The organism is Clostridium sp. CTA-6 (assembly GCF_054768115.1).
Genome location: NZ_BAAAAU010000004.1, coordinates 159,820 through 181,876 on the forward strand (window position 1 = coordinate 159,820; position 22,057 = coordinate 181,876).

The window sequence follows — 22,057 nt, forward strand, 5'->3', positions numbered from 1 at the left end:
ATATACAATTAAGATTGTGTCATTATACAAAATAAAATATACAGAATAGGAGAATGGTTGTGAGTTGTAATAACATACCGGAATTAAATGAAAAAAACAATTTAGAAACATTATTAAATAATTTAACTAAAAGTGATTTAACAGATATAAGAAAATCCTTAGATGTAAAAGGAGCAAGTAAATTAAATAAAAAGGAACTAGTTCATGTTTTAGAAAGTGAATTACAAAATAATTTAAATGAAGTAATAAGTAATATTGGTTTCTATGAATATATTTTTTTAGATAGATATTTTGATGAGATAGAATATATAAATAAAAATACAAATAAATTTGATAATGCAATTAATGATTTAAAGAAAAAAGGCATAATATTTCAAATAGATGAGGACAAAAATAAAGTTGTTATACCAGAAGAATTAAAAGATAATATAAGAGAAAACTTTATAGAAGAGGAAGAATTTAACTTAGGATTTTATATATCAAAGGATATACTTAAAGTAGTTCAAGTTTTGCTTCATTATTATGGAGCCCTAAGTTTAGAAGAATTATATGAAATTATACATAGTATGTCTTCTAACTTAAATTATGGAAAAGATAGAAATATAGAAATAGAATTCGATAGAAGCTACTTAACTAATCTATTAAGTGATAATAATAGAAGTTATTATGGAATAAAGAAACAAGATAATACTTATTATGTGGAAGATGTGATTAATTTATCTTATGTGCTACAAGGACATAAAGCAATACAATATTTAGATTACAAAGAGTTAAGTATTAATTATATAAGAAAATTTAATAAAGAAGAATTTTATATAAAGCCACTAGAAAAACTAAATAAATATATGAAAGAAAATCTAAATATCAAGGAAGAAAAGTTAAATGAATTAATGTATTCTACAAGTTGCCTTATGAAAAATGCTTTTTCTGTAGATTATATATTTGAAGATATAAAAGGAAGAATATATTTGAAGAATGAGGAAATAGAAAGAGACATAAAAGATATTATAACTGAAATAAATAATAATATTGAAAAATGGTGTTTAAGAGGTCACAGTATAACTGAAATAAAATTAAAAGAAGATAAAATATATGAAAAAGTAGAAAAAGTTAATCATAAGGGTAAAATAGGTAGAAATGATCCATGTCCTTGTGGTAGTGGTAAAAAGTACAAAAAATGTTGTTTAAATAAGTAGTAAAATTAAAATAAAGAGTACCATTAGAATTTTTAATAAAGTGTACTGTAGAGTAGATAAATAAGAAAAGATTATATGCTCCCATTAAGGTAGATAGATTAAAAAATAAAGATCTGTATACCGTAAGGGGAGCATTTTTATGTACAATAAAATATTAATTTATATAGAATTAGAAATAAATATTTTTTATATAAGTACTCGCCATAAAACTTTAAACAATATAAAAAGAGAAAAAAATGATTATTTTTAAAATAAATTTTATAATTATATTGACAATACTATAACACTAGTGTACTATTTAGATAGTACAGTAGAACTTTGGAGGTGAAGTTTTGAAAATTAAATTCGATGATAAAATAGCAATATATATTCAGATAATGAATTATGTAAAACAAAATATAGTTAATGGTAGCTTTCATTTGGGAGATAAACTTCCATCTGTTAGAGAATTTTCTAAGGAGCTTACTGTTAATCCAAATACATTACAAAGAGCTTATCAGGAACTAGAACGAGAAGGTATAATTTTTACTCAACGGGGAATGGGATCCTTTATTAGTAAAGATAAAAAAATAATAGAAAGGCTAAAAGAGGAAATGAGTAGAGAAATAGTACAAAATTTTTTAGAAGGTATGAAAAAAATAGGTTTTAAAAAAGAAGAAATATTAAATTTAGTGAGAAAGGAATTAGAAAAGGAGGATATAAATAATGGATAAGATATTGACTTGTTCTAATTTAAAGAAAGGTTATTTTAATAAAAATGCATTAAATGGACTTGCGATGGAAGTAAAGAAGGGAAAAATAGTAGGATTATTAGGACCTAACGGCAGTGGAAAAACCACATTTTTAAAAATAGCAGCAGGAATATTAAGATATAGTTCAGGAGAAATATTAATAGATGGAGAGGCTCCAGGGGTAAGCACAAAGGCTAAAGTTGCATATTTACCAGATAAAAACTTTTTGTATAAATGGATGAAAATAAAAGATGCTGTAGGGTTTTATAAAGATTTTTACAAAGATTTTGATGAGAAAAAATGTAACGAACTTTTAGAATTTATGAATTTAGATAAAGAAAGTAAGGTTACTTCATTATCTAAAGGTATGCTTGAAAAATTACTTCTTACATTAACCTTATCTAGAAAAGCAAAATTATATTTATTAGATGAACCTTTAGGTGGAGTGGATCCAGTAAGCAGAGATAAAATATTAGATGCTATAGTAAATAATTATAGTGAAGATAGCACTATTATAGTTACTACTCATTTAGTTAATGATATAGAAAGAATTTTTGATGAGGTTTTCTTTATATCTGAGGGAGAGATAGCATTAAGCGGTATAGCAGAAGAACTTAGAATGGAAAAAGGAATGTCTATAGATGAATTATATAAGGAGGTATTTCAATAATGGGTAAGCTTATAAAATATAATTTGAAATGTTATTATAAAGAAATTTTGATATTATTAAGTTTAGTAGTTTTATCTAATTTAGGTCTTTTTTATAAAATAAATAAATGGCCAAGAGAAATAATATTTCTATTATCAATAATGATATTTTCTTTTGCCTGTTTGGTAGTTTTAATATGGAATATAAATATGTTTAGTAAGGATCTTTATTCAGATACTTCTTATTTAATATTTACACTACCAGTGAAGGGAAAAAGTATACTGGGGGCTAAATTAATAACATCAGTTATTCAAATTATATTAGTAAATATAGTAGCAGGAATATTTATATATATGAATTTTATGAATAGTTCTTTAATACATCAACATATTGTATCATATTTAACTTTTAAAAATATTTCCCTTGTAACCATTGTAGGAATATTTGAGTATGTAAGTTTATTATTAACTATATATGTATCCATAGCATTATCTAGAGTTGCTATTAGAAAGAAGAAACTTGGGAAATTAGGATCATTCGGTATATTTGTTGGTATATGTATAATTGTAGGTAAGTTATCCATATGGTTAGCAAAAATTTTTCCTCAAACTATACAATTAGCTATAAGACCTAGTATAGTTATATCAAATACAGTTAATAGTGCGAAGGCTTCTTTAGATTTTGTAAATGTTAATATAGCTTCTACAATATTTGATATAGTGTTTGCAGTGATATTATTTATTGTAGTATCATATTTGTTACAAGAGAAAGTTGAATTTTGATGAAATAAAAACTTCATTTTAAATTTAAAAGGCTATGAATTTGGAATATTATACTTCTAAATTCATAGCCTTTATATATTTAATTTTGTATATGTGAAAAACTTTAAAGAACTAATTCCATATATTAATGAACTTAAAAAAAATATGTATAAAAATATAAAATAAAAAACAATAAAATATAAGAATCATAACATTAATAAAATTAATAAAATAAAGGAAATATATCAATAAATGTCGAATTAATTAAATTGTTTAACATATGTAAGGAATATTTAATAGAGATAATATTATTCTAAGAGAAATTTACAGAATCTAAAATATATTAAAAAAATTAAGAAAATAATTTTTGTAGAGGTGATAAAATGAAAATTTCAAAATTTTTAAAAATCATGGGTGCAATATTTACTGTTATAATTTTAGCTAATATTTTTAGTGTATATTCTCTAAGGAAAAGTTTTAAGAATGAAAGACTAACTATTGAAAGGCAAAAGGAATTTAAACAATTAGGAATAGATCTTAGAAATGCATCAGACTATTTAACAAATCAAGCGAGAAGATATGTACAATTTGGAGAACAAAAGTTTTATGATAATTATTGGAAAGAGGTAAAAGAGACAAAAACAAGGGATCACGTGGTAGAACGATTGAAGGAATTAGGGTCACCACAAGAAGAATTAAATTTAATTGAAGAGTCAAAAAATAATTCGGATGAGTTAGTAAAGATAGAAGATGAAGCCATGAAATCTGTTGAGAAAAAGGATTTTAATAAGGCAAGGCAGCTAATGTTTGATTCGAATTATGATAATAATAAAGCAAAAATAGAGGAACCAATTCTAGAATTTCAAAAAAAAATGAATTCTAGAAATGAATCTGATGTACAAGCAGAAAGAAAAAAATCTAATATGCTATTTAATATTACAATAGGGTTAATTATTATACTTATAGGATTAATTATATTTACTTTTATAGTATTAGTAAAAAAAATATCTAACCTAGCTGAAATATCAGATAAATTAAAAGAACTTTCTAATAATGAGGGGGATTTAACTTCTAGGATACAAAGCAACAGTAAGGACGAAGTAGGGGAAATAGCTTCTTCATTCAATAATCTTCTAGAAAGTTTACAAAATTTAATAATTCAAATAATAAATACAACTTTAGATATCAAGAAACAAAGTGATGAATTTATTAGAATTTCCCAAGGAATAAAAGAAGGAAGCGAGCAAATAACAGTTACAATGGAGGAAATGTCAGAAGGTGTAGAAGAACAAGCGGTATCCGCTAGTGAAGTTGCTAGTTCCTCACAAAATTTAAACAATATCATTGAAGAGGCAAATGAAAGTGAGAAATCTCTTAAAATATCATCAAAGGAAGTGCTACGTATAACTAAAGAGGGAAAAAATGAAATGGAGAGTTCTGTTAGCCAAATTATTTCCATAAATGATATTGTTAAAGAATCAGTACAAAAAGTAAATAGATTAGACTTTCAATCTCAAGAGATATCTAAATTGGTTCAGGTTATCAAAAGTATATCTGAGCAGACTAATCTGTTAGCTTTAAATGCTGCAATTGAAGCTGCAAGAGCAGGGGAATCAGGAAAGGGATTTGCTGTAGTAGCAGATGAAATTAGAAAATTAGCTGAAGAAGTTGGTCATTCAGTTAATGAAATAACCGAATTAGTTATATCTATTCAAAATGAATCTAAAACTGTAGCAAGCTCTTTAGAAAAAGGTTATGAAGAAGTAGAAAAAGGAACAAATCAAATTAAAGGGACAGGAGAAACCTTTAGAATTATAGATGTGAATATTTCAGAAATAGTAGACAAAATTGATTATGTATCTAGTAAGTTCGATAATATACAGCAAAATAGTAAAAAGATAGAAGAAGAAATTCAAAAAGTAGCATCAGTATCGGAAGAGACCTCAGCAGGTATTGAGGAAACTACAGCTTCTGTTCAGGAAGAAAGTAATTCTATAGAAATTGTATTTCAAAATGCACTTAAGGTATCAGAGTTATCCGATAATTTAAGTAATATGGTTAAAAAGTTTAAAGTAAAATAATATTATAAAAAACTGTGTAAATTTTTAAATTGCACAGTTTTTCTTTAATATAGCTCATTATTGTCATAATAGACAGGTTAAGCATAGTATTAATTACTATAAAGGAATTTTTCTCATAATTATTTCAATTTATATGAAATAAATTGTAGAATTTTCTCTATAGCTTTGCTATAATCTAATCTGATAGATTTAAAAAATAATTCATAAATTTATGAATTTAACTTTGTAAATAATAAAAAAATTGTTAAGAGGGATGTTATGATTACGGACAAGTTGCTAAGTAGGAATTTTATATTAGCAAAAAATAAAGAAAAAACAGGGGCGGATGGATAAAAAAATACTTCAGTTTTCATGTATATATGAAAAACTGTATTAAGGAATTATTTATGACTTTTTTAGGACTTAAATTAACTCCAAATCCATATAAAAAGATTGTTTACTTATGCTATAAATTATTATTGCAAAATCTTTACCCCTGTGATTTTTACACAGGGGTTATTTATTTATAAATTTCTATTTGATCAACTTAATTTTATAAAAGTAGTAATAAATTTTACATAATTTGTATTTATAGAATTGAATGTAGCTAAAATAAAGCAATGAATTTAGAAAATAATTAACTTAAATCTATATAAATAAATATTATAAGGTAGAGGTGATTTTCTTGATTGAGGTAATGGTTCAATTAAAAAATGTTAGTAAAAAATTCTTGGAGAATAATTCTTTAGCTGTTGATAAAGTTTCTCTAGATATAAACAAAGGAGAATTTTTAACTATTTTAGGTCCAAGTGGATGTGGTAAAACAACAACATTAAGAATGATAGCAGGTTTTGAAGACCAAAGTGATGGATTAATTTTCATAGATGGTGAAGAAGTTTCAAAGATGCCTGCATATAAGAGATGTGTTAACACTGTATTTCAAAGTTATGCATTATTTCCACATATGAATATTTTTGAAAATGTAGCTTTTGGGTTAAAGGTTAAAAATGTACCAGAAAGTCAAATCAAAGAAAGAGTAACAGAAATGTTAAAGATGGTGCAACTTGAAGGGTATGAGAATAGAATGCCAAGTGAACTTTCCGGTGGGCAAAAGCAAAGAGTGGCTATAGCAAGGGCTGTTATAAATAATCCTAAGGTGCTTTTATTAGATGAGCCTTTAGGAGCATTAGACTTAAAACTTAGAAAACAAATGCAACTAGAGCTAAAACAACTTCAAAGAAAGTTAGGGATAACTTTTATTTATGTAACCCATGATCAAGAGGAGGCATTAACTATGTCAGATAGGATTGTGGTTATGAATAAAGGTGTTATAGAACATGTTGGAACCCCAGCGGATATATATGAAAGACCAAAAACTAAGTTTGTTGCAAACTTTATTGGAGAAACTAACTTATTTGAAGGGAAAATTTTGGAAAAGAATAATAATAAATATCTATTAGATGAAGATGACGGAGAAGAAATTTTAATAACTGGATCTCCTACATCTATGACACAAGAAGTGTGCCTTGCTATTAGACCAGAGAGAATCAAACTTTCCAATAATGTGGATAATGGAATGGTAGGAATAAGAGTAAGTGTTAAAGAAAGAATTTATAATGGATCTGTGATTAAAACCGTTGTTGTTACCCAAAATGGAAGAGAGTTTGTGGTATCAGAGCCTATAAGTGATGTGTATTCTCTAGATAACCACAATGAAAACTATGTATTTGCCACATGGAATCCTAAATATGCTGTGGTGATGCACTAATGTGGGGGAAATTTAGCAATGCTTTTTCAAATATTTTTAAAAAGCAATTGCATAACAAAAATACGGATATTATTTTAGAAAACAAAGAAGGAATAAAAGGTAAAGTAAAAAAATCTACCCCTATATTTAAAACAGTGGGGCCCGTTGCCCTATGGCTCATTACATTTTTTGTTGTTCCCTTACTTCTTGTATTAGTGGTTAGTTCTTTATCAAGAGGTGAATATGGAGACGTAAGATTACCTTTCACACTAAAGAATTATAAAAGGCTTATGGATCCTATGTACGGACAAATTTTAATTAAAACCTTAATAATTTCTATTAGTACTACTTTAGGGTGTTTGCTTATAGGTTATCCCTTTGCATATTTTATTGGAAGAGCAAATAAAAAACATAGAGGACTATTATTATTATTAGTTATATTACCTTTTTGGACTAATTCTTTAGTACGTACTTATGCATGGATAATACTTTTAAAGACAGAGGGAGTAATTAATACATATCTTATGAGATTTGGATTAATTGATGCTCCAATGCAAATGCTTTATACAGATGGTGCTGTATTTATAGGAATGCTTTATATAATGCTACCTTTTATGGTGCTACCTATTTATACTTCCATAGAAAAATTAGATATGAGTTATATAGAAGCTGCCAATGATCTTGGAGCATCGCCTTACAAAACCTTTAAAGAAATAACATTACCTTTAACTCTACCGGGTATTATAGCGGGATGTATGCTTGTATTTATACCAACCTTAGGTTATTTCTTTATATCTGATTTAATGGGTGGAAGTAAAACTATGTTAATTTCAAACCTAATTAAAAATCAATTTTTAACCTCTAGAGACTGGCCCTTTGGTTCAGCTATAGCAGTAATATTAATTATTTTAATGCTTATAGCTATAGGTTTTTATTTTAAAGGAAATAAACCAAAGAAGGGAACAAAGGAGGTTAGCTAATGATGAAAAACAATAAAGGGTTACTAAGTAAAATATATGCAACTTTAGTTTATATTTTTTTATATTTGCCAATCTTTGTTCTAGTAGTATTTTCTTTTAATAAGTCTAAACTAAATGCTACCTTTACAGGCTTTACATTAGATTGGTATAAAAATTTAATAAATAATACTCAGATATTAGAAGCACTAAAAAACAGCTTAATAATAGCTTTTATAAGTACTTTTTTCGCAGTAATTATAGGAACTTTAGCTGCTATAGGTATGTATAGATATAAATTTAAGGGGAAAAGGGCTATGGAGGGACTACTTTATATTCCAGTAGTTATTCCTGAAATAGTTATGGGCATATCTATGCTTGCTTTTTTCTCTTCCCTTAATTTGCCTGCAGGACTTATAACTTTAATACTTGCTCATATAACCTTTTGTATTTCCTACGTTATTATAGTAGTTAGAGCTAGGTTAGATGGATTTGATTCTGCACTAGAAGAGGCAGCTCAAGATTTAGGTGCTACACCTTGGCAAACTTTAACTAAGGTTACACTACCTGTAATATCACCAGGAATTATATCAGGAGCACTGCTTGCCTTTACACTATCTTTAGACGATGTTATTATAAGTTTTTTTGCGGCAGGACCAGATAGTAATACTTTACCACTTAAAATATTTTCTATGGTTAAGTTTGGTGTAACCCCTGAAATAAATGCACTATCTACTGTGATGATGGTATTTACTTTAAGTATGGTAGTTATAGCTGAAGGTATAAGAAGAAATATGCTTAAAAATAAAAAAGTAAAAAAGGCGCTATCCTTTATAGTAATATTATTAATGGTTACTGGTATGGGCTTTACTATTTTCAGTAATACAGCTAAAACAGAAAAGCAAGTGCTAAATATATTTAACTGGTCAGAATTTTTACCGCAGTCTGTTGTTGAACAGTTTGAAAAAGAATACAATGTAAAGGTAAATTATTCGACTTTTTCATCTAATGAAGAAATGCTTGCAAAGTTAATGGGAGGTAATGTGCCTTATGACTTGGTAGTTACCAGTGATTATGCTATTGAAATAATGACTAAACAAAAATTAGTTCAACCAATAGACAAAAATAATATTTCAAACCTAGCTAATATAGATGAAAATGTACTTGATTTAGCCTTTGATCCTAAAAATACTTATAGCTTACCTTATATGTGGGGAGGCAACAATATAGTAATAGATAAGACTAAAATAACTAAAAAAATTACTTCTTTTGATGATCTATGGGATAGTCAGTTTAAAAATTCTATGGTAATTTTAGATGATCCAAGGGTTATGATAGGGCTAGCTCTACAAAAGAATGGATACTCTATAAATTCAAAAAATCCAAAGGAACTTCAAAAGGCTAAAGAGGATTTAATAAAATTAATGCCAAATGTAAAAGCCTTTGATAGTGAATCACCAAAGACTTTACTTATAAATGGGGAGGCTTCTATAGGATATGTATGGGGAACAGAAGCATATCTTGCTAAACTTGAAAATCCTAATTTAGAAGTAGTTTTAACAAAAGAGGGTGTAATTCCTCAATATGATAACTTTGTAATACCTAAAAAGGCTAAAAATAAAAAGTTAGCAGAGGAATTTATAAATTTCATATATAAACCAGAAATAAGTGCCCAAGTGTCTGAAGAATTTCCTTATGCAAATCCAAATAAGGCAGCATATCCTTTAATGGATAAAGATAAATTAAATGATATAGCCGTTTATCCACCAAGAGAAGCGGTAGAAGGAAATGAGCTTATTAAGGATGTAGGAGAAACTACAAAATTATATGATGACATATGGACTGAAATTAAAAATAGTAAAAAATAAAAACAGTTAAATTTTAGGTATAATTTTAAGAAATTTGTTTAAAATAAAATAGATTTAATTTAAAAGCCGTAAATATAAAAGCACTAAAAAGTGGATAGTTAAGAGTTAAGGAAGAATTTTTTAAATTTTGATTAAACAAAGTTTAAGTAAAACTTCTATAACTAAAAACTATTCACTTTTAATTTTGAGTTTCAGAGATGCCTTATAATGTTTTATAAAAAATCAGGTTAATTTTTAATTACTCCAGATGAAAAACTATTAAAACTTATTCATATTTTTATCTTATCTTACTGCTAATATGGTGAAATTTTAAATTCTAATAGTTCTTAAAGTTCTTGTAATAATCCTTAGGAGAGATTCCGTAGGCTTTTTTAAATGCCCGTATAAAACTTGAATAGTCTCCGAATCCACACTTTATATATAATTCTGTAATCTTGTGTCCTTTTATTATAAGAGACTTAGAAAAAGCTAAACGTTTTTGCTGTATATATTTATGAAGAGTATAACCAGTTTGAGATTTAAATTTGTGCATAAGATAATATTTATTTATAAAAAATTTAGAGGATAGAGCATCTATACATAAATCCTCTTGAAGATTTTCTTTTATATAATTTATAATTTCTTCTATTTGCTTATCATATTCTATATCATTTTTTTCTATGTGGTTTGTATTGTACATAAATAATCTATTTAGGTATACTATTAATTGAATGAATAAAGAATTTTTTAATACAATATTCCCAAATTCCTTGTCTTTTGTAGCAGATTCAAGAGAAAATAAAGTATGTTTTATTAAGGAAATATTATGTTCTTCCATACGGAAGAGATTAATTTTAAGTTTAGAAGATAATTGAAAGCAAGTAAGCAAGTTGCTGTTATTTTTATTATGCATTTCTAAAAATTTTGAATTAACCCATATTATTATCCTTTCATAGGGTTCATCATTATTTATTATAACTTTATGTAGATCATTACTGCTTACAAAAAGTATATCCCAGGGTTTCAGTTTATAAGCCTTTCCTTCTATAAGATAACTAACATTACCAGATATAAAAACGATTATTTTGTTAAAGTCATGATAATGAAGTTCAAATTCCATATCTTTTTTATCTTTTAAATGAAAAAATCTAAAATCTTCTTTTAAATATCCTCTCTTTATATTTGATGAGGAGTTTTCTATATCCATTATTATCCCATCCTTAAAATTTATCCGATGACTACCCGCTCTAATACTCCCATCTTCTTGAAAGTGGGAGTAAAGAGCGGGTACGTCTCTGGATAACGATTTCTAAGCTTTAATGGGAGTAAAAACTCCCTCTAAAGCCAAGAATTCTGTTTATATATACATTATAGCAGTTTTTGCAATATTAATAGCAGTTTTAACAATAAAAATAGTAAAAATTATATATATAATATATTATAGATTTTGTTTGTTTAATAGTTTTAAATAATCTATTTTATCTGTTAACTATAATATAGCTAATATTCTTACTTTTAAAGTTGGAGATATTATAATTTTTGAACTTTAGATATTTAGAATTCTTATACTATGTATAAGGTACAATACTTTTCTATATAAGCAATTTATAACCTTAAGTTGAAGTTAAAATTTAACATGAATCTAAGAATTTGTTTATATGACTTAGAATATGAAAGTAAAAATAGATTTTATAAAGTTACTTATAAATTTGGAGGAGATAAAATGAAACTATGGGAAAATTATAAATGGTCTATAATATTACTGATTTCTGTAATTATAGGAGGGATAGTTGGATTAATTATAGGACCAAGAGCTGAAGTAGTGGAACCTTTAGGTAATTTATTTTTAAATTTAATGTTTACTGCAATTGTACCCTTAGTATTTTTTAGTGTGGCTTCGGCCATTGCTAATATGGCTAATATGAAAAGATTAGGAAAGATTTTATTAAGTGTATTTATAGTATTTACTTTTACCGCATTAATTGCAGCTGTAATTGGTGTTATAGGAGCTTTAATAATAAATCCTACAAAGGGAGTAGATCCTTCTACTATGCAAAAGATAATGGCAAATACAGTTAACGAAGTTCAAAATAAAGAAAAGGTAACTATGTTACAACAGATTGTAAATACAGTTACAGTATCAGATTTTGCATTATTATTTTCTAGAAAAAATATGTTACAGATTATTATATTTTCAATAATCTTTGGTATTTCTACAGCTATGGTGGGAGAAAAGGGTAAACCCGTTGCAAAGTTTTTAGAAGCTGGTTCGACTGTAATGATAAAAATGATAGATATAATAATGTATACAGCACCAATAGGGCTTGGTTGTTATTTTGCTTCAGTAATAGGACAGCTTGGACCACAAATAATTGAAGGATATGTGAGAGTATTTATACTATATTTGGTGCTTACTTTGGTATATTATTTTATTATGTTCACTATATATGCATATATGGCAGCAGGAAAAACAGGAGTACAAGTATTTTGGAAAAATGCATTAGCACCTTCAATAACATCTCTTGCTACTTGTTCTAGTGCAGCATCTATTCCTGTTAATTTAGAAAGTACAAAAAATATGGGGGTGCCAAAGGATATTAGAGAGACAGTTATACCCCTAGGAGCAAACACTCATAAAGATGGATCTGTTATAGGTGGAGTTTTAAAAATAACCTTCTTACTTGGATTATTTGGTCATGATATGACTAGTTTTAAGGCAATAATTACAATAATAGTAGTGTCTTATTTAATAGGAGCTGTTATGGGAGCTATCCCTGGTGGGGGACTTATAGGTGCTATGCTTATCATAAGTATATATGGCTTTGCCCCTGAAGTTTTAGGAATAGTGGCAGTTATAAGCACTATAATAGATGCTCCAGCAACTTTGTTAAATTCCACAGGAAATACAGTATGTGCTATGATGATAACAAGACTTGTAGAAGGAAAAGATTGGGTTAAGAAAACTACAGCTTAAAAAGTCTTTAAAGGTTGATAATTAAAACAATAAATACTTTTAGTCAATAGATAGCTATAAAAATAAAGAATACTAATATTTGTTCCTTAATATTTAAGCTAACGCTCTAATGCCACGTCCTGTGGCAGCAGAGCTAAGTAAACGTTCTGTTTACTTATTAATCCACAAATAAAGTATTCTTATTATTTTTATAGATATCTATACTCTCTAAAAGTATTTCTTGTTTTAATACCTTTAAAAGCTTTTGTGGTAATTTTAAATAGGGAGAAGGAAGGATGAGAATTGGAATGTCTGTTTTTTCTTAAAATATATTTTAGTGCTTTTTTATAATAAGTAAAAATATATATTATATTGAAAATAATGTTTATCATGGATATAATTAAACTATTGTTAAGTAGAGAATGGCAGAAAATATTGAATAAAAAAATGTAATTTATAAGTAAATATATGTTTAAATAAAACATATAAGGAGGACTAGTTGTGAATTTTAAAGAGATGACAGTATCAGATATAAAAGAGGTTGTAGATATATATGTGCATACATTTAACTCTCCACCTTGGAATGACAAGTGGACAATTGAAACTGCTTCAAAACGTTTATATCAAATGATAAATTGTGAATCTTCATATGGGCTTGTAGCATATGAGGATGAGTTAATTTGCGGCATGATTTTAGGAAGTGAAGAGCAGTTCTATGATGGTGTTGTTTTTAATATTAAAGAATTCTGTGTTAGGAATGATATACGGAATAAAGGGCTTGGTACAAAAATTTTTGAAGAATTTGAAAATCGCTTAAAAGGTAAAGGTATAACTGAGATTACATTAGTTACTACAAAGGATTATAGGACAGAAGGATTTTATAAAAAAAGAGGATTACAATCAAATAATGAAATGGTTGTTATGGGGAAAGAACTTTAATTACATTTTTATATATTTTATGAGGGGGTAAAAAATGTCTGAGCACAGTGTTTCAAAGAAAGATCTTATTTTATTTTTGGTAGTAACCTTTGGCTTTACTGCAGTTATGGGAATTGCTATGGCATTTGCATATTCTAAATATAAAATAGATGCTTTTCCGCTGGTACAAATGTGCTATCCAGCTACGGGTGTTATGATAGCTTTATTGCTAAACAAGAACAGACGTAAAGAGTTACCAATAAAATTTTATGGAGTCTATTTGTTTTTTACTATTACTTTAGTTTTGTATATTTTGGTACAGATATTTATATTTCATAAAAATCCAGGCTGGTATGTGGAATGCTATACCATTATAGGAAGCTTTGCTTTAATAACTATGTATTTTTCAGATGAAAAAGACAAGATAGATGCTTTCGGATTGAAGATTGGTAAAAATTCTGGAGAATCTATCAGGTATACTTTGTTATTTGTTATTTTGTATCTATGTGCAATTCTTTTAGGAGAACTTATTTTTGGTGACGTTAAAGATTTCATTACTCCTTTCAAAGATCCAAAGAGATTGTTAGGAATGTTTTTATTACCACTTTTATTTCCTCTTACCTTTATTATATTTTTTGGAGAGGAATATGGATGGAGATATTTTCTTCAAACAGCCCTTCAGGAGAGATTAGGGAAACGAAAAGGAATAATTCTTTTAGGAGTTATTTGGGGGATATGGCATTTGCCATTGAACTTATTTTATTATAGTCCAAAAACTTCTTTTTATTCTGTTATAAATCAGCTTATTATTTGCATTGGTTATAGTGTATTCTTTGGATTTGTATATATGAAGACGAAAAACATATGGGCTGTTTCTATGATCCATTTTATCAATAATAATCTTGGTGCTATTCTTTATGGTGGCACAGGAGCAGATGTTGTTCTTAGCGGGAAAGCAGTCTTAATAAATTTGTTTTGTATTTTTGTAGTCTATTTACCTTTCTTATTTACTAAAGAATATAGTAAAAAAGAAGCTGAAGTTTCTAATTATAGTGCTTAGGTAGAAATCTTTAGCTACTTTAAGAAAGTAAGGGGACTGTATATAATTAAACTAGAAACAATCATTCAGTAGACATTTGTAAAATCATAGGGATTAAAGACTATTTAAATTGATTTTATTATTTAATATTTTGAAATGGTAAGTAAAAACACCGTAAAATTTAGGTTTGATATGCTACCTTTTTCAGTAACAGATTTTTATTTTTAAATCCGTCCACTTTAAGGAGAGCATATCAGAACTTAATAATACGGTGTTTTTGTAAATCATTCGTTTTTCAGTTATGATATTAAATAAGAATATTATTTATAAATATTTAATCACACCAATGTTCTGGACGACTTAATGATATTGGTAATTGTGTGTTTATATCACCTTTGGCAGAGTTTAGTTGAAGTTGTGTAAGATAAATACTTCTTGATAAATCTGCACCTCTTAAGTCAGTATCTCTTAAATCAGCGCCTAAGAAATCTACTCCACTTAAGTTTATTCCTTTAAGGTCTGCTGCAATTAAAAGTGCACCACTTAAATTCTCTCCTACTAATCTTTTCTTTTTTAAATCTGCCCCAATTAAATTTAATCGTCCTGCTATTAATTTCTTATGATTTATATTAGAACTTTTACCTTTTTTATATTTATTTCTTATAAATTTACTTGTTTCTAAAAGTAGTGCATTTACTTTACTTCTATATACAACTAAATCTAACTTTATTAATGAAACTGCATCTAAATTAGAGACTTTAACTATTTCCATAATCATATTATTTATTTTATATTTAATATTTAAATCATCTTGCATTCTTGAAGCCTCTGATAAATACCATAACATTTCATGAATTTGCCTCATAACTAAAAATACATCAAACATCTGCTGAGAAATTCCAGGATTCTCTCTCCAATTTTCACCTTTGTAAGTAACTTTAGCAACTTTTTGTCCTGCTCCAAAACAATCATATGCAGTACATCCTTTTAACCCTTTTTTTCTAAGCTCTTTATGGACTTTACACTTAAATTCTTCATCTAAATTTATACAGGGATTCCCTGCTTCTTTATCATTTGGAAATCCATCTGACTTAGAAAAATATAATGCAGTACAACAAAACCCAAAACAATTTTTACAATCAATTTTTAAACTCTCTTGTAGTTCTCTATCTTTATCTTTATGTATCATAATTATTATCACTCCATTTATATCAGCCTTTATTTTCTTAATTAATTTGTGATATGATTCATTAGTATTTATTTAGATAATTTAGTTTACAATTACGACTTAACGAATATTAAAATTATATCATGTTTTCTATAAATCTTATAGTTAAGTAGAAAACATGCAAATTTAAAACACTGTATTATTGAATTTTCAAGTTTAATCAGAAGCTATTTAAATTTAAGATAACAGAAAACAAATTATAATGAATAGAGAAAAAATAAATTTAATAAAATAGAGAAGAGTTTATATTATGGTATAATTAGTTAAAATAGGATGTAAAGGAGGAAACAATATGGTTGCGCCAGTTAAAGCAAATATCAATATGGATGTACTTGACAAGATTGATATTAGAGTGGGAACAATTAAATTAGTTGAAGATGTTGAGAAATCAGATAAATTAGTTAAGTTATCTGTTGATTTCGGTGAATTCAACAGAACTATATTAGTAGGAATGAAGGGGGAAAGAGATAACCCTAAAGAAATTGAAGGTAAACAGGCATTATTTGTAGTTAATTTGGCTCCAAAGAAAATGGCAGGTGAAGTTTCTGAAGGGATGCTTTTTGATATAGGATATGCTGATGGTATTATACCTGTTTTAGCACAACCTGAAAAACCAATACCTAATGGCACAAGAGTGGGATAGATACTTAATAGTACGTAACATTCTCAAAGTGCAAAGTAAATTTTATTAGTTAATAATTGACAATATATCTATACAATGATAATATGAAGTAAACTTCACATGAAGTTGGCTTCATATTTTTTATTTTGGGGAGGTGTATAGGTGAAAAATAAAGTAAAAGAATTACGAACAGCATCGAATATGACGCAACGGCAACTTGCCGATTTAGTTTCAGTTTCTTCCAGAACCATTATTTCACTTGAAAAAGGACAATACAATCCCTCAATTATGTTGGCATATAAAATAGCCCGCCTTTTTAACACCACTATTGAAGAGTTATATTGTTTAAAGGAGAATTTGGAAAATGAATATTAAAATATATAATAAAAAGAAATTTTTAAGTGGTATGACATTTTTATTATTAGCAGCAATTAGTATTCCATTTATAATTACACGCTTTAGCAATCTAGACACCTTAAGAATTGTCAAATCTATTATAATAGATACATTTTGTATCTTATTTGGAGTAACAGAAGTATATAGAAGCTTAAATAGCAAATGCACAAAAGAAGACGAGCAAAATGATGATGAACGAGAAAAGTTTATTACTATTAAATCCAAAAGTAGGGCTTTTGATATTACATTTTTAATTTGTGCTATTATTGCAATACTATCTGGAATTGCATTTAAAGTGACAAAAAATAATATTTTCATTGGTATTTTTATTGGTGTAGGCATTGTTCCTACCATTATGATAATTATTGAAATGTTTAGTTATTTTTATTATGATAAGAGAAATTAATTACTATCATAGCATTGTGATTTAATTTTTGAATTAGAGGGGGAAAACATTATGGATAAGAGAAAAGTTAAAAAAGAGATTGAAAGTTGGATTTTCTCTATTTTAGGGGCTATTCTTATTGCAGGTTTAGTTAATAGTAAGGTTTTTGCAAAGGTTCGAGTACAACAAAATTCTATGGAGAACACCTTGCTTACTAATGAACAATTAGTAGTAGATAAATTAAGTTATAATTTTGCAGAACCTAAAAAAGGAGATATAATTATTTTTCATGAAAATAAAGAAAAGGGAACTATAGCCGAGGACACTTTAGAAATGGTAGATAATATAATATCCATATTTAATAATAACAATGATTCTATAGAAAAAGATGATAGATTAATTAAAAGAGTAATTGGTATTCCGGGGGATGAAATTGATATTAAAGATGGACATTTATATTTAAATGGCAAAAAACTTGAAGAATCTTATGTAAAAGGGGAAACTATTGAAAGAGAATTTAAACTTCCTATTAAGGTTCCAGAAAACAAATTGTTTGTTTTGGGTGATAACAGAATGATAAGTAAAGATAGTAGAATGTTTGGACTTATTGATTATAAACAAGTAGAAGGTAAGGCAATATATAGGGTATATCCTTTCAATCACGTTGGAAAGGTAAAGTAGAATTTTCTATAAATATTATGTTGCTGTAATATAATTTTCTTAGATTTTATTATAACAATAATAATTTAAGTTTCGTTTTAAAAGAATATTTTTATATAATAATTAATAATTTTTAAGGGAAGTTAAATAACTTCCCTTATTCTCATTTTAAGAATGCCACAAATTTAAATTAATTCTTTTAATTGCTTGTTAATATTTTAAAAATTTCTGTTTCTGGACCTTGTTGGATTTATAAAAAATTAAAGCTTTTACTAATGAATCCTATATTTGTACATTTCCTATATTTGTAGGTTAATTGTGTAATAATTGTTAACATAAAATTATTTTTGTTTTAAAATTACTTATCATATAAAAATTAAACCTAATTTTTATGATATAATAAAACCTAAATTAATATAGGGATGATTTTGTGTTTAGGTTAGAGTTTTTAATTTATCTAAAACTTAAAAGTAACTACCCAGAGATATAGTCGTTGTTTAACACCACTTTGAGTAAGAGTGAATTATTATAGGTATGCATTGTATAAAAGGCTAGAAATTTAATTCTTTTTATAGATTAAATTATAATGTGTTTTATTAAATAAAATTATAATGATAGCGGTTATCATTAATTCGTATATTTAAATATTTAATTAAATATTTTTTAGTTCTTCTTAAAAGGTTTACATTATGTGGTATATATATATAGTAATAAATAACAGATTCTAAAAATATAACAGATTTAATTTATTAATCCTAGAAAGTTTTAAAAATAAATTTTGTTTCAAAATTTATTTTTATTTATGTACTTTTTTAGGCTTATATTCAAGAAAAATACAAATGATGAAAATTTTTTTGATTGTTTTATATTAAATACTGTCATCACCTTTTTTATTAGCTTCTAGAATTTGCTTGCCCATGAATACTAAAAAACTAATAAAAGGGAGGACATTATATATGCGCATAGGAATCTGTGGAAACGATGTTGAACAAAGAAATTATTTGAAAGATCATCTAATAAAAATTATTAAAGAAACGGAATTAGAATGTGAATTATTAGAATTTGATTGTGGAGAAGAGCTTCTACAAAATTATAAAAAAATGAACATTATATTTTTAGATATAAATATGGGAAAAATAAATGGAATAGAAATAGCTAAAAAAATAAGAGAGTTTGATTCAGTAGTAGAAATAATATTTGTAACAAAGCTTGTCAATTATATTCATCAAGCGTATGAAGTAAGAGCGTATAGGTATTTGCTGAGACCTATAAATTATGAAATTATAAAATATGTTACGTTGAACTGTATTAAGAGTATTGAAGCACAAAAGAATTTAGTTATTAAATATAAAGGTGAAATTATAATTTTGAATATAGATGAAATTACATATATAGAGGTTATGCAAAAGATGTTAACTATACATACTAAAGAGAAAGAATATATATTTAAAATGACCTTATCAAAATTTGAAAAAAAATTATCTCAACATGATTTCTTTAGATGCCACAAAAGTTTTTTAGTTAATCTTAATAAAGTAAAAGAATTTAAGGACAACATAATCAATGTTAATGATACCTATATACCAATAAGTAAATATAGGTCTAAAGAATTTAGACATAAATTAACAAAAATATTAAAAAATTCAATATGGCTTTGAAGAAAAAATCTATTTATTCTAGTACAGGTGTTATTCATGCCAATCATATTGAAAAAAGAATCAAAGGATAGTAGAATTTCTTTAAAGTTAAATTAAAACACATGGGACAAGCCGATTAGAATACATTAAAATCTATTATTGAAAATAAGAAGTTTATTTTAGGTGATGGATTGTTAATATTTTCTCATACTTTAATGATATTAAATTTAGAATGTATATTACTATATTTTAAACTTAATATTGATTAATAGAATCTGTTAAACCACTATAATTATATTTATTCTTTTAATTATATTATCTTTGAAAACTATATAACTTTGGAATTTTTTTAGATTTTAATTAAGCCCCTATAAAATAGGGCATCTATTTTATCTAGGATATAAAAATAAAAAACTTATACTAAATGCATCCATTAAATAATTTATAAGATTTAATAAGACTATATTAAAAAGATAAAAAATTTAATCAACTCTATAAAAACTAACCAAATCAAATCTATAATATAATTTAGTTTTGTACATTATTCTCTTTTTCTTTAGAAATTTATTTGTTTTTTAAAGAAAATAAGAGTTAATGTTCATATAATTTAGAAGTTAAAGGAGGGGGAAATTATGAGATTTATAAAAAATCCATCTAAAAAATTTCAATTAGGATTCTGTGTAGCTTGTTCTACAAACTGTGATAACAGATGCGCAGATCAATGCGTAGTTGTACAACCTAATAGTAACTAATAGAGAATTTAGAAGAATAATTAATGGGGGGTGGATCAAATGAGATTTATAAAAAAACCATCATCAAAATATGTATTAGGATTTTGTAATGCGTGTTCAGAAAATTGTCACAATGATTGTTCTAAGCAATCAGGATGTGGATATTGCGCATCATATGGTGTTTAAAAATAGGAAATGAAGAATAGAATACTCCTAGTCTATCTATACTAAGAGTCTTAATTATTTTAATTTAAAAATAATAGGTAGCTATATTTAAGAAGAATAGTTATATGTATTAAGATGAGAATTAATTTAAATTCTATTACAGCTTTGTAAATTCCTCGAAATTATCATTCATATATATAACATCAATTATCTTTAATATATTTAACAATTCAATATTAGTATAGGTAGACTAGGACCAAAATTATAATAATTTGGGGTATTAATATTATGAAATTTATAGTAAAACCTAAAAGTTTTAGAATAGGCTTATGTTATTGTGATCAGTGTGACTATTGTTCTTTAAAATGTAATAGCAGATGTGGCATTTATACGTAATATAAAAAAGTTTATTAAGATACTATTTAATATTAACATAATACGGTTAATTTAGGGAGAGAGGAGGAAAGTCATGAAATATATAAAAGAGCCTGCTAAAAAATTTTCACAAGGATATTGTGTTGTATGCTCTGGAAATTGCGTAAATAACTGTGTAGGCCAAAGTGTGTGGGGATAGAAACTTACTAAAGTTAGATATTAAAAATTTAAAATAATTGTTCAGAAAATTCGAACTATATTTTGAGAAATAGTCAAATTTTAGTATGGTTAATATAATATACCTTACAATTTAAGGGAAAATGGGAAGGAGGGATTAGATGAGATATATTATTAAAAGAGTAAATTTAAAAGATGGATATTGTGTTGTAGGCTGTGGAGAAAACGGGTGTAGTAGTGTTTGTGTAAATAATTGTTTAAGGGTATGTGTAGTAGATTGTGCACTTAATGGAGGAGAAGCATCATAAAAATAATTTTAAATGAATTAAATTTTAGATTGGAGTTTTATCATGAAATATATAATTTATAGAAAGAAAGAATGGGAATATGTTTCTGGATATTGTCACTGTAGTAATTGCGATAATTGTCATGAAAATTGTGGAACTCAATGTAAGACCTATTACCATTAATATCATATTTACTTTCATAATACTTAGTTCATAACTATAAATTCCCAAAATGATTTTAAAATTATTAATTTGATTTCTCTTTTCTTCTAAGAAAAATGTTTTAAAATCAAATCATTATAATTGGGAGAAAAGAGAAATCAATTTTAATATAACTTTACAGAACGTTGAGAATAAATAGGGGGAATAATATGAAATATATAATCAAGCCATCATCAAATAAAAATTGGTATTGTTATTGTTCTGATTGCAACGTATGTGTGAATTGTAATAACTGTGAAGTATATCACTCAAGGATATAAACAGAGTTCTTGTCTTCAAAGGGAGTTTTTACTCCAACTAAAGCTTATTAACAGA

The 22,057-nt window shown here is 26.4% G+C and carries 25 protein-coding genes; 23 read left to right on the forward strand and 2 right to left on the reverse strand.

Annotated features, from left to right (window positions below; genetic code table 11):
- Positions 1 to 59 precede the first annotated feature (59 nt).
- The 8 genes from ACYUDJ_RS07855 (at position 60) to ACYUDJ_RS07890 (ending at position 9,968) form a co-directional block, all read left to right on the forward strand.
- On the forward strand, positions 60 to 1,196 hold the full coding sequence (locus ACYUDJ_RS07855) for an SEC-C metal-binding domain-containing protein (protein ID WP_042386141.1): 1,137 nt from the start codon (positions 60 to 62) through the stop codon (positions 1,194 to 1,196).
- Positions 1,197 to 1,528: 332 nt separating this feature from the next.
- The gene (locus ACYUDJ_RS07860) at positions 1,529 to 1,909 is read left to right on the forward strand and encodes a GntR family transcriptional regulator (RefSeq protein WP_043031348.1); all 381 of its coding nucleotides are present in this window, start codon (positions 1,529 to 1,531) and stop codon (positions 1,907 to 1,909) included.
- The gene (locus tag ACYUDJ_RS07865) at positions 1,902 to 2,597 is read left to right on the forward strand and encodes an ABC transporter ATP-binding protein (RefSeq protein ID WP_003488522.1); all 696 of its coding nucleotides are present in this window, start codon (positions 1,902 to 1,904) and stop codon (positions 2,595 to 2,597) included. The genes ACYUDJ_RS07860 and ACYUDJ_RS07865 overlap by 8 nt, the downstream gene beginning before the upstream one ends.
- The gene (locus ACYUDJ_RS07870; RefSeq protein ID WP_003488523.1) at positions 2,597 to 3,358 is read left to right on the forward strand and encodes a hypothetical protein; all 762 of its coding nucleotides are present in this window, start codon (positions 2,597 to 2,599) and stop codon (positions 3,356 to 3,358) included. Before ACYUDJ_RS07865 ends, ACYUDJ_RS07870 begins: the two co-directional genes overlap by 1 nt.
- 362 nt (positions 3,359 to 3,720) lie before the next feature.
- The gene (locus ACYUDJ_RS07875; RefSeq protein WP_003488524.1) at positions 3,721 to 5,418 is read left to right on the forward strand and encodes a methyl-accepting chemotaxis protein; all 1,698 of its coding nucleotides are present in this window, start codon (positions 3,721 to 3,723) and stop codon (positions 5,416 to 5,418) included.
- Between the two features lie 664 nt (positions 5,419 to 6,082).
- Positions 6,083 to 7,165 (forward strand): ABC transporter ATP-binding protein, encoded by a 1,083-nt coding sequence (locus ACYUDJ_RS07880; RefSeq protein ID WP_043031350.1) that lies wholly within the window; start codon positions 6,083 to 6,085, stop codon positions 7,163 to 7,165.
- Entirely contained in the window at positions 7,165 to 8,124 is a 960-nt protein-coding gene (locus ACYUDJ_RS07885) for an ABC transporter permease (protein ID WP_043031352.1), read from the forward strand. The genes ACYUDJ_RS07880 and ACYUDJ_RS07885 overlap by 1 nt, the downstream gene beginning before the upstream one ends.
- Positions 8,124 to 9,968, forward strand: coding sequence for an extracellular solute-binding protein (locus ACYUDJ_RS07890; protein WP_003488528.1), 1,845 nt, complete (start codon positions 8,124 to 8,126; stop codon positions 9,966 to 9,968). The genes ACYUDJ_RS07885 and ACYUDJ_RS07890 overlap by 1 nt, the downstream gene beginning before the upstream one ends.
- 316 nt (positions 9,969 to 10,284) lie before the next feature.
- Here the strand turns inward: ACYUDJ_RS07890 and ACYUDJ_RS07895 are convergent, their stop codons facing one another.
- Positions 10,285 to 11,154 carry an AraC family transcriptional regulator gene (locus ACYUDJ_RS07895; RefSeq protein ID WP_043031354.1) on the reverse strand — a complete coding sequence of 290 codons (870 nt, stop codon included), beginning with the start codon at positions 11,152 to 11,154 and terminating at the stop codon, positions 10,285 to 10,287.
- A 516-nt stretch (positions 11,155 to 11,670) separates the two neighbouring features.
- Between ACYUDJ_RS07895 and ACYUDJ_RS07900 the strand changes: the two genes are divergently transcribed.
- The 3 genes from ACYUDJ_RS07900 to ACYUDJ_RS07910 all read left to right on the forward strand — a co-directional run bounded on the left by ACYUDJ_RS07900 (position 11,671) and on the right by ACYUDJ_RS07910 (position 14,878).
- Positions 11,671 to 12,921, forward strand: a complete 1,251-nt coding sequence (locus ACYUDJ_RS07900; protein ID WP_043031357.1) for a dicarboxylate/amino acid:cation symporter — start codon at positions 11,671 to 11,673, stop codon at positions 12,919 to 12,921.
- A gap of 480 nt (positions 12,922 to 13,401) precedes the next feature.
- Positions 13,402 to 13,839 (forward strand): GNAT family N-acetyltransferase, encoded by a 438-nt coding sequence (locus ACYUDJ_RS07905; RefSeq protein ID WP_003488531.1) that lies wholly within the window; start codon positions 13,402 to 13,404, stop codon positions 13,837 to 13,839.
- A gap of 34 nt (positions 13,840 to 13,873) precedes the next feature.
- Complete coding sequence (locus ACYUDJ_RS07910; RefSeq protein ID WP_043031359.1) at positions 13,874 to 14,878, forward strand: CPBP family intramembrane glutamic endopeptidase; 1,005 nt, start codon at positions 13,874 to 13,876, stop codon at positions 14,876 to 14,878.
- 313 nt (positions 14,879 to 15,191) lie between these two features.
- On the opposite strand, the gene ACYUDJ_RS07915 is transcribed toward ACYUDJ_RS07910, so the two are convergent.
- Positions 15,192 to 16,046 (reverse strand): pentapeptide repeat-containing protein, encoded by an 855-nt coding sequence (locus ACYUDJ_RS07915; protein WP_003488535.1) that lies wholly within the window; start codon positions 16,044 to 16,046, stop codon positions 15,192 to 15,194.
- A 331-nt stretch (positions 16,047 to 16,377) separates the two neighbouring features.
- Between ACYUDJ_RS07915 and ACYUDJ_RS07920 the strand changes: the two genes are divergently transcribed.
- From ACYUDJ_RS07920 to ACYUDJ_RS07975, 12 genes are all read left to right on the forward strand, one after another.
- Positions 16,378 to 16,728: a tRNA-binding protein gene (locus ACYUDJ_RS07920; protein WP_003488537.1), complete on the forward strand. Its 351-nt coding sequence runs from the start codon at positions 16,378 to 16,380 to the stop codon at positions 16,726 to 16,728.
- A 141-nt stretch (positions 16,729 to 16,869) separates the two neighbouring features.
- Complete coding sequence (locus ACYUDJ_RS07925; protein ID WP_003488539.1) at positions 16,870 to 17,082, forward strand: helix-turn-helix transcriptional regulator; 213 nt, start codon at positions 16,870 to 16,872, stop codon at positions 17,080 to 17,082.
- Complete coding sequence (locus ACYUDJ_RS07930) at positions 17,072 to 17,509, forward strand: hypothetical protein (RefSeq protein ID WP_003488541.1); 438 nt, start codon at positions 17,072 to 17,074, stop codon at positions 17,507 to 17,509. Before ACYUDJ_RS07925 ends, ACYUDJ_RS07930 begins: the two co-directional genes overlap by 11 nt.
- Before the next feature lie 51 nt (positions 17,510 to 17,560).
- On the forward strand, positions 17,561 to 18,169 hold the full coding sequence (gene lepB, locus ACYUDJ_RS07935) for a signal peptidase I (RefSeq protein ID WP_043031361.1): 609 nt from the start codon (positions 17,561 to 17,563) through the stop codon (positions 18,167 to 18,169).
- A gap of 935 nt (positions 18,170 to 19,104) precedes the next feature.
- On the forward strand, positions 19,105 to 19,806 hold the full coding sequence (locus ACYUDJ_RS07940) for a LytR/AlgR family response regulator transcription factor (RefSeq protein WP_021107374.1): 702 nt from the start codon (positions 19,105 to 19,107) through the stop codon (positions 19,804 to 19,806).
- A gap of 611 nt (positions 19,807 to 20,417) precedes the next feature.
- Positions 20,418 to 20,537, forward strand: a complete 120-nt coding sequence (locus tag ACYUDJ_RS07945) for a Clo7bot family Cys-rich peptide (RefSeq protein WP_003359862.1) — start codon at positions 20,418 to 20,420, stop codon at positions 20,535 to 20,537.
- Positions 20,538 to 20,576: 39 nt separating this feature from the next.
- Positions 20,577 to 20,702: a Clo7bot family Cys-rich peptide gene (locus ACYUDJ_RS07950; RefSeq protein ID WP_003488547.1), complete on the forward strand. Its 126-nt coding sequence runs from the start codon at positions 20,577 to 20,579 to the stop codon at positions 20,700 to 20,702.
- Positions 20,703 to 20,969: 267 nt separating this feature from the next.
- Positions 20,970 to 21,077, forward strand: a complete 108-nt coding sequence (locus tag ACYUDJ_RS07955) for a Clo7bot family Cys-rich peptide (protein ID WP_071647788.1) — start codon at positions 20,970 to 20,972, stop codon at positions 21,075 to 21,077.
- Between the two features lie 73 nt (positions 21,078 to 21,150).
- Positions 21,151 to 21,255 carry a Clo7bot family Cys-rich peptide gene (locus tag ACYUDJ_RS07960; protein ID WP_003493127.1) on the forward strand — a complete coding sequence of 35 codons (105 nt, stop codon included), beginning with the start codon at positions 21,151 to 21,153 and terminating at the stop codon, positions 21,253 to 21,255.
- Positions 21,256 to 21,394: 139 nt separating this feature from the next.
- Entirely contained in the window at positions 21,395 to 21,541 is a 147-nt protein-coding gene (locus tag ACYUDJ_RS07965) for a Clo7bot family Cys-rich peptide (protein WP_043031367.1), read from the forward strand.
- Positions 21,542 to 21,583: 42 nt separating this feature from the next.
- The gene (locus ACYUDJ_RS07970) at positions 21,584 to 21,703 is read left to right on the forward strand and encodes a Clo7bot family Cys-rich peptide (RefSeq protein WP_003400449.1); all 120 of its coding nucleotides are present in this window, start codon (positions 21,584 to 21,586) and stop codon (positions 21,701 to 21,703) included.
- Positions 21,704 to 21,891: 188 nt separating this feature from the next.
- A complete protein-coding gene (locus tag ACYUDJ_RS07975) occupies positions 21,892 to 22,002 on the forward strand; it encodes a Clo7bot family Cys-rich peptide (RefSeq protein ID WP_078983337.1) in 111 nt (36 codons plus the stop codon).
- The last annotated feature ends 55 nt before the right edge of the window (positions 22,003 to 22,057 follow it).

Excerpts from the sequence above, each read along its gene's own strand:
- ACYUDJ_RS07960 (WP_003493127.1), top strand. The coding sequence starts at position 21,151 with ATGAAATATATAAAAGAGCCTGCTAAAAAATTTTCACAAGGATATTGT.
- ACYUDJ_RS07920 (WP_003488537.1), top strand. The coding sequence starts at position 16,378 with ATGGTTGCGCCAGTTAAAGCAAATATCAATATGGATGTACTTGACAAG.
- lepB (WP_043031361.1), top strand. The coding sequence starts at position 17,561 with ATGGATAAGAGAAAAGTTAAAAAAGAGATTGAAAGTTGGATTTTCTCT.
- ACYUDJ_RS07890 (WP_003488528.1), top strand. The coding sequence starts at position 8,124 with ATGATGAAAAACAATAAAGGGTTACTAAGTAAAATATATGCAACTTTA.
- ACYUDJ_RS07915 (WP_003488535.1), bottom strand. The coding sequence starts at position 16,046 with ATGATACATAAAGATAAAGATAGAGAACTACAAGAGAGTTTAAAAATT.
- ACYUDJ_RS07875 (WP_003488524.1), top strand. The coding sequence starts at position 3,721 with ATGAAAATTTCAAAATTTTTAAAAATCATGGGTGCAATATTTACTGTT.
- ACYUDJ_RS07940 (WP_021107374.1), top strand. The coding sequence starts at position 19,105 with ATGCGCATAGGAATCTGTGGAAACGATGTTGAACAAAGAAATTATTTG.
- ACYUDJ_RS07975 (WP_078983337.1), top strand. The coding sequence starts at position 21,892 with ATGAAATATATAATCAAGCCATCATCAAATAAAAATTGGTATTGTTAT.
- ACYUDJ_RS07965 (WP_043031367.1), top strand. The coding sequence starts at position 21,395 with ATGAGATATATTATTAAAAGAGTAAATTTAAAAGATGGATATTGTGTT.
- ACYUDJ_RS07910 (WP_043031359.1), top strand. The coding sequence starts at position 13,874 with ATGTCTGAGCACAGTGTTTCAAAGAAAGATCTTATTTTATTTTTGGTA.
- ACYUDJ_RS07870 (WP_003488523.1), top strand. The coding sequence starts at position 2,597 with ATGGGTAAGCTTATAAAATATAATTTGAAATGTTATTATAAAGAAATT.
- ACYUDJ_RS07955 (WP_071647788.1), top strand. The coding sequence starts at position 20,970 with ATGAAATTTATAGTAAAACCTAAAAGTTTTAGAATAGGCTTATGTTAT.
- ACYUDJ_RS07950 (WP_003488547.1), top strand. The coding sequence starts at position 20,577 with ATGAGATTTATAAAAAAACCATCATCAAAATATGTATTAGGATTTTGT.
- ACYUDJ_RS07970 (WP_003400449.1), top strand. The coding sequence starts at position 21,584 with ATGAAATATATAATTTATAGAAAGAAAGAATGGGAATATGTTTCTGGA.
- ACYUDJ_RS07930 (WP_003488541.1), top strand. The coding sequence starts at position 17,072 with ATGAATATTAAAATATATAATAAAAAGAAATTTTTAAGTGGTATGACA.
- ACYUDJ_RS07865 (WP_003488522.1), top strand. The coding sequence starts at position 1,902 with ATGGATAAGATATTGACTTGTTCTAATTTAAAGAAAGGTTATTTTAAT.
- ACYUDJ_RS07945 (WP_003359862.1), top strand. The coding sequence starts at position 20,418 with ATGAGATTTATAAAAAATCCATCTAAAAAATTTCAATTAGGATTCTGT.
- ACYUDJ_RS07885 (WP_043031352.1), top strand. The coding sequence starts at position 7,165 with ATGTGGGGGAAATTTAGCAATGCTTTTTCAAATATTTTTAAAAAGCAA.
- ACYUDJ_RS07895 (WP_043031354.1), bottom strand. The coding sequence starts at position 11,154 with ATGGATATAGAAAACTCCTCATCAAATATAAAGAGAGGATATTTAAAA.
- ACYUDJ_RS07900 (WP_043031357.1), top strand. The coding sequence starts at position 11,671 with ATGAAACTATGGGAAAATTATAAATGGTCTATAATATTACTGATTTCT.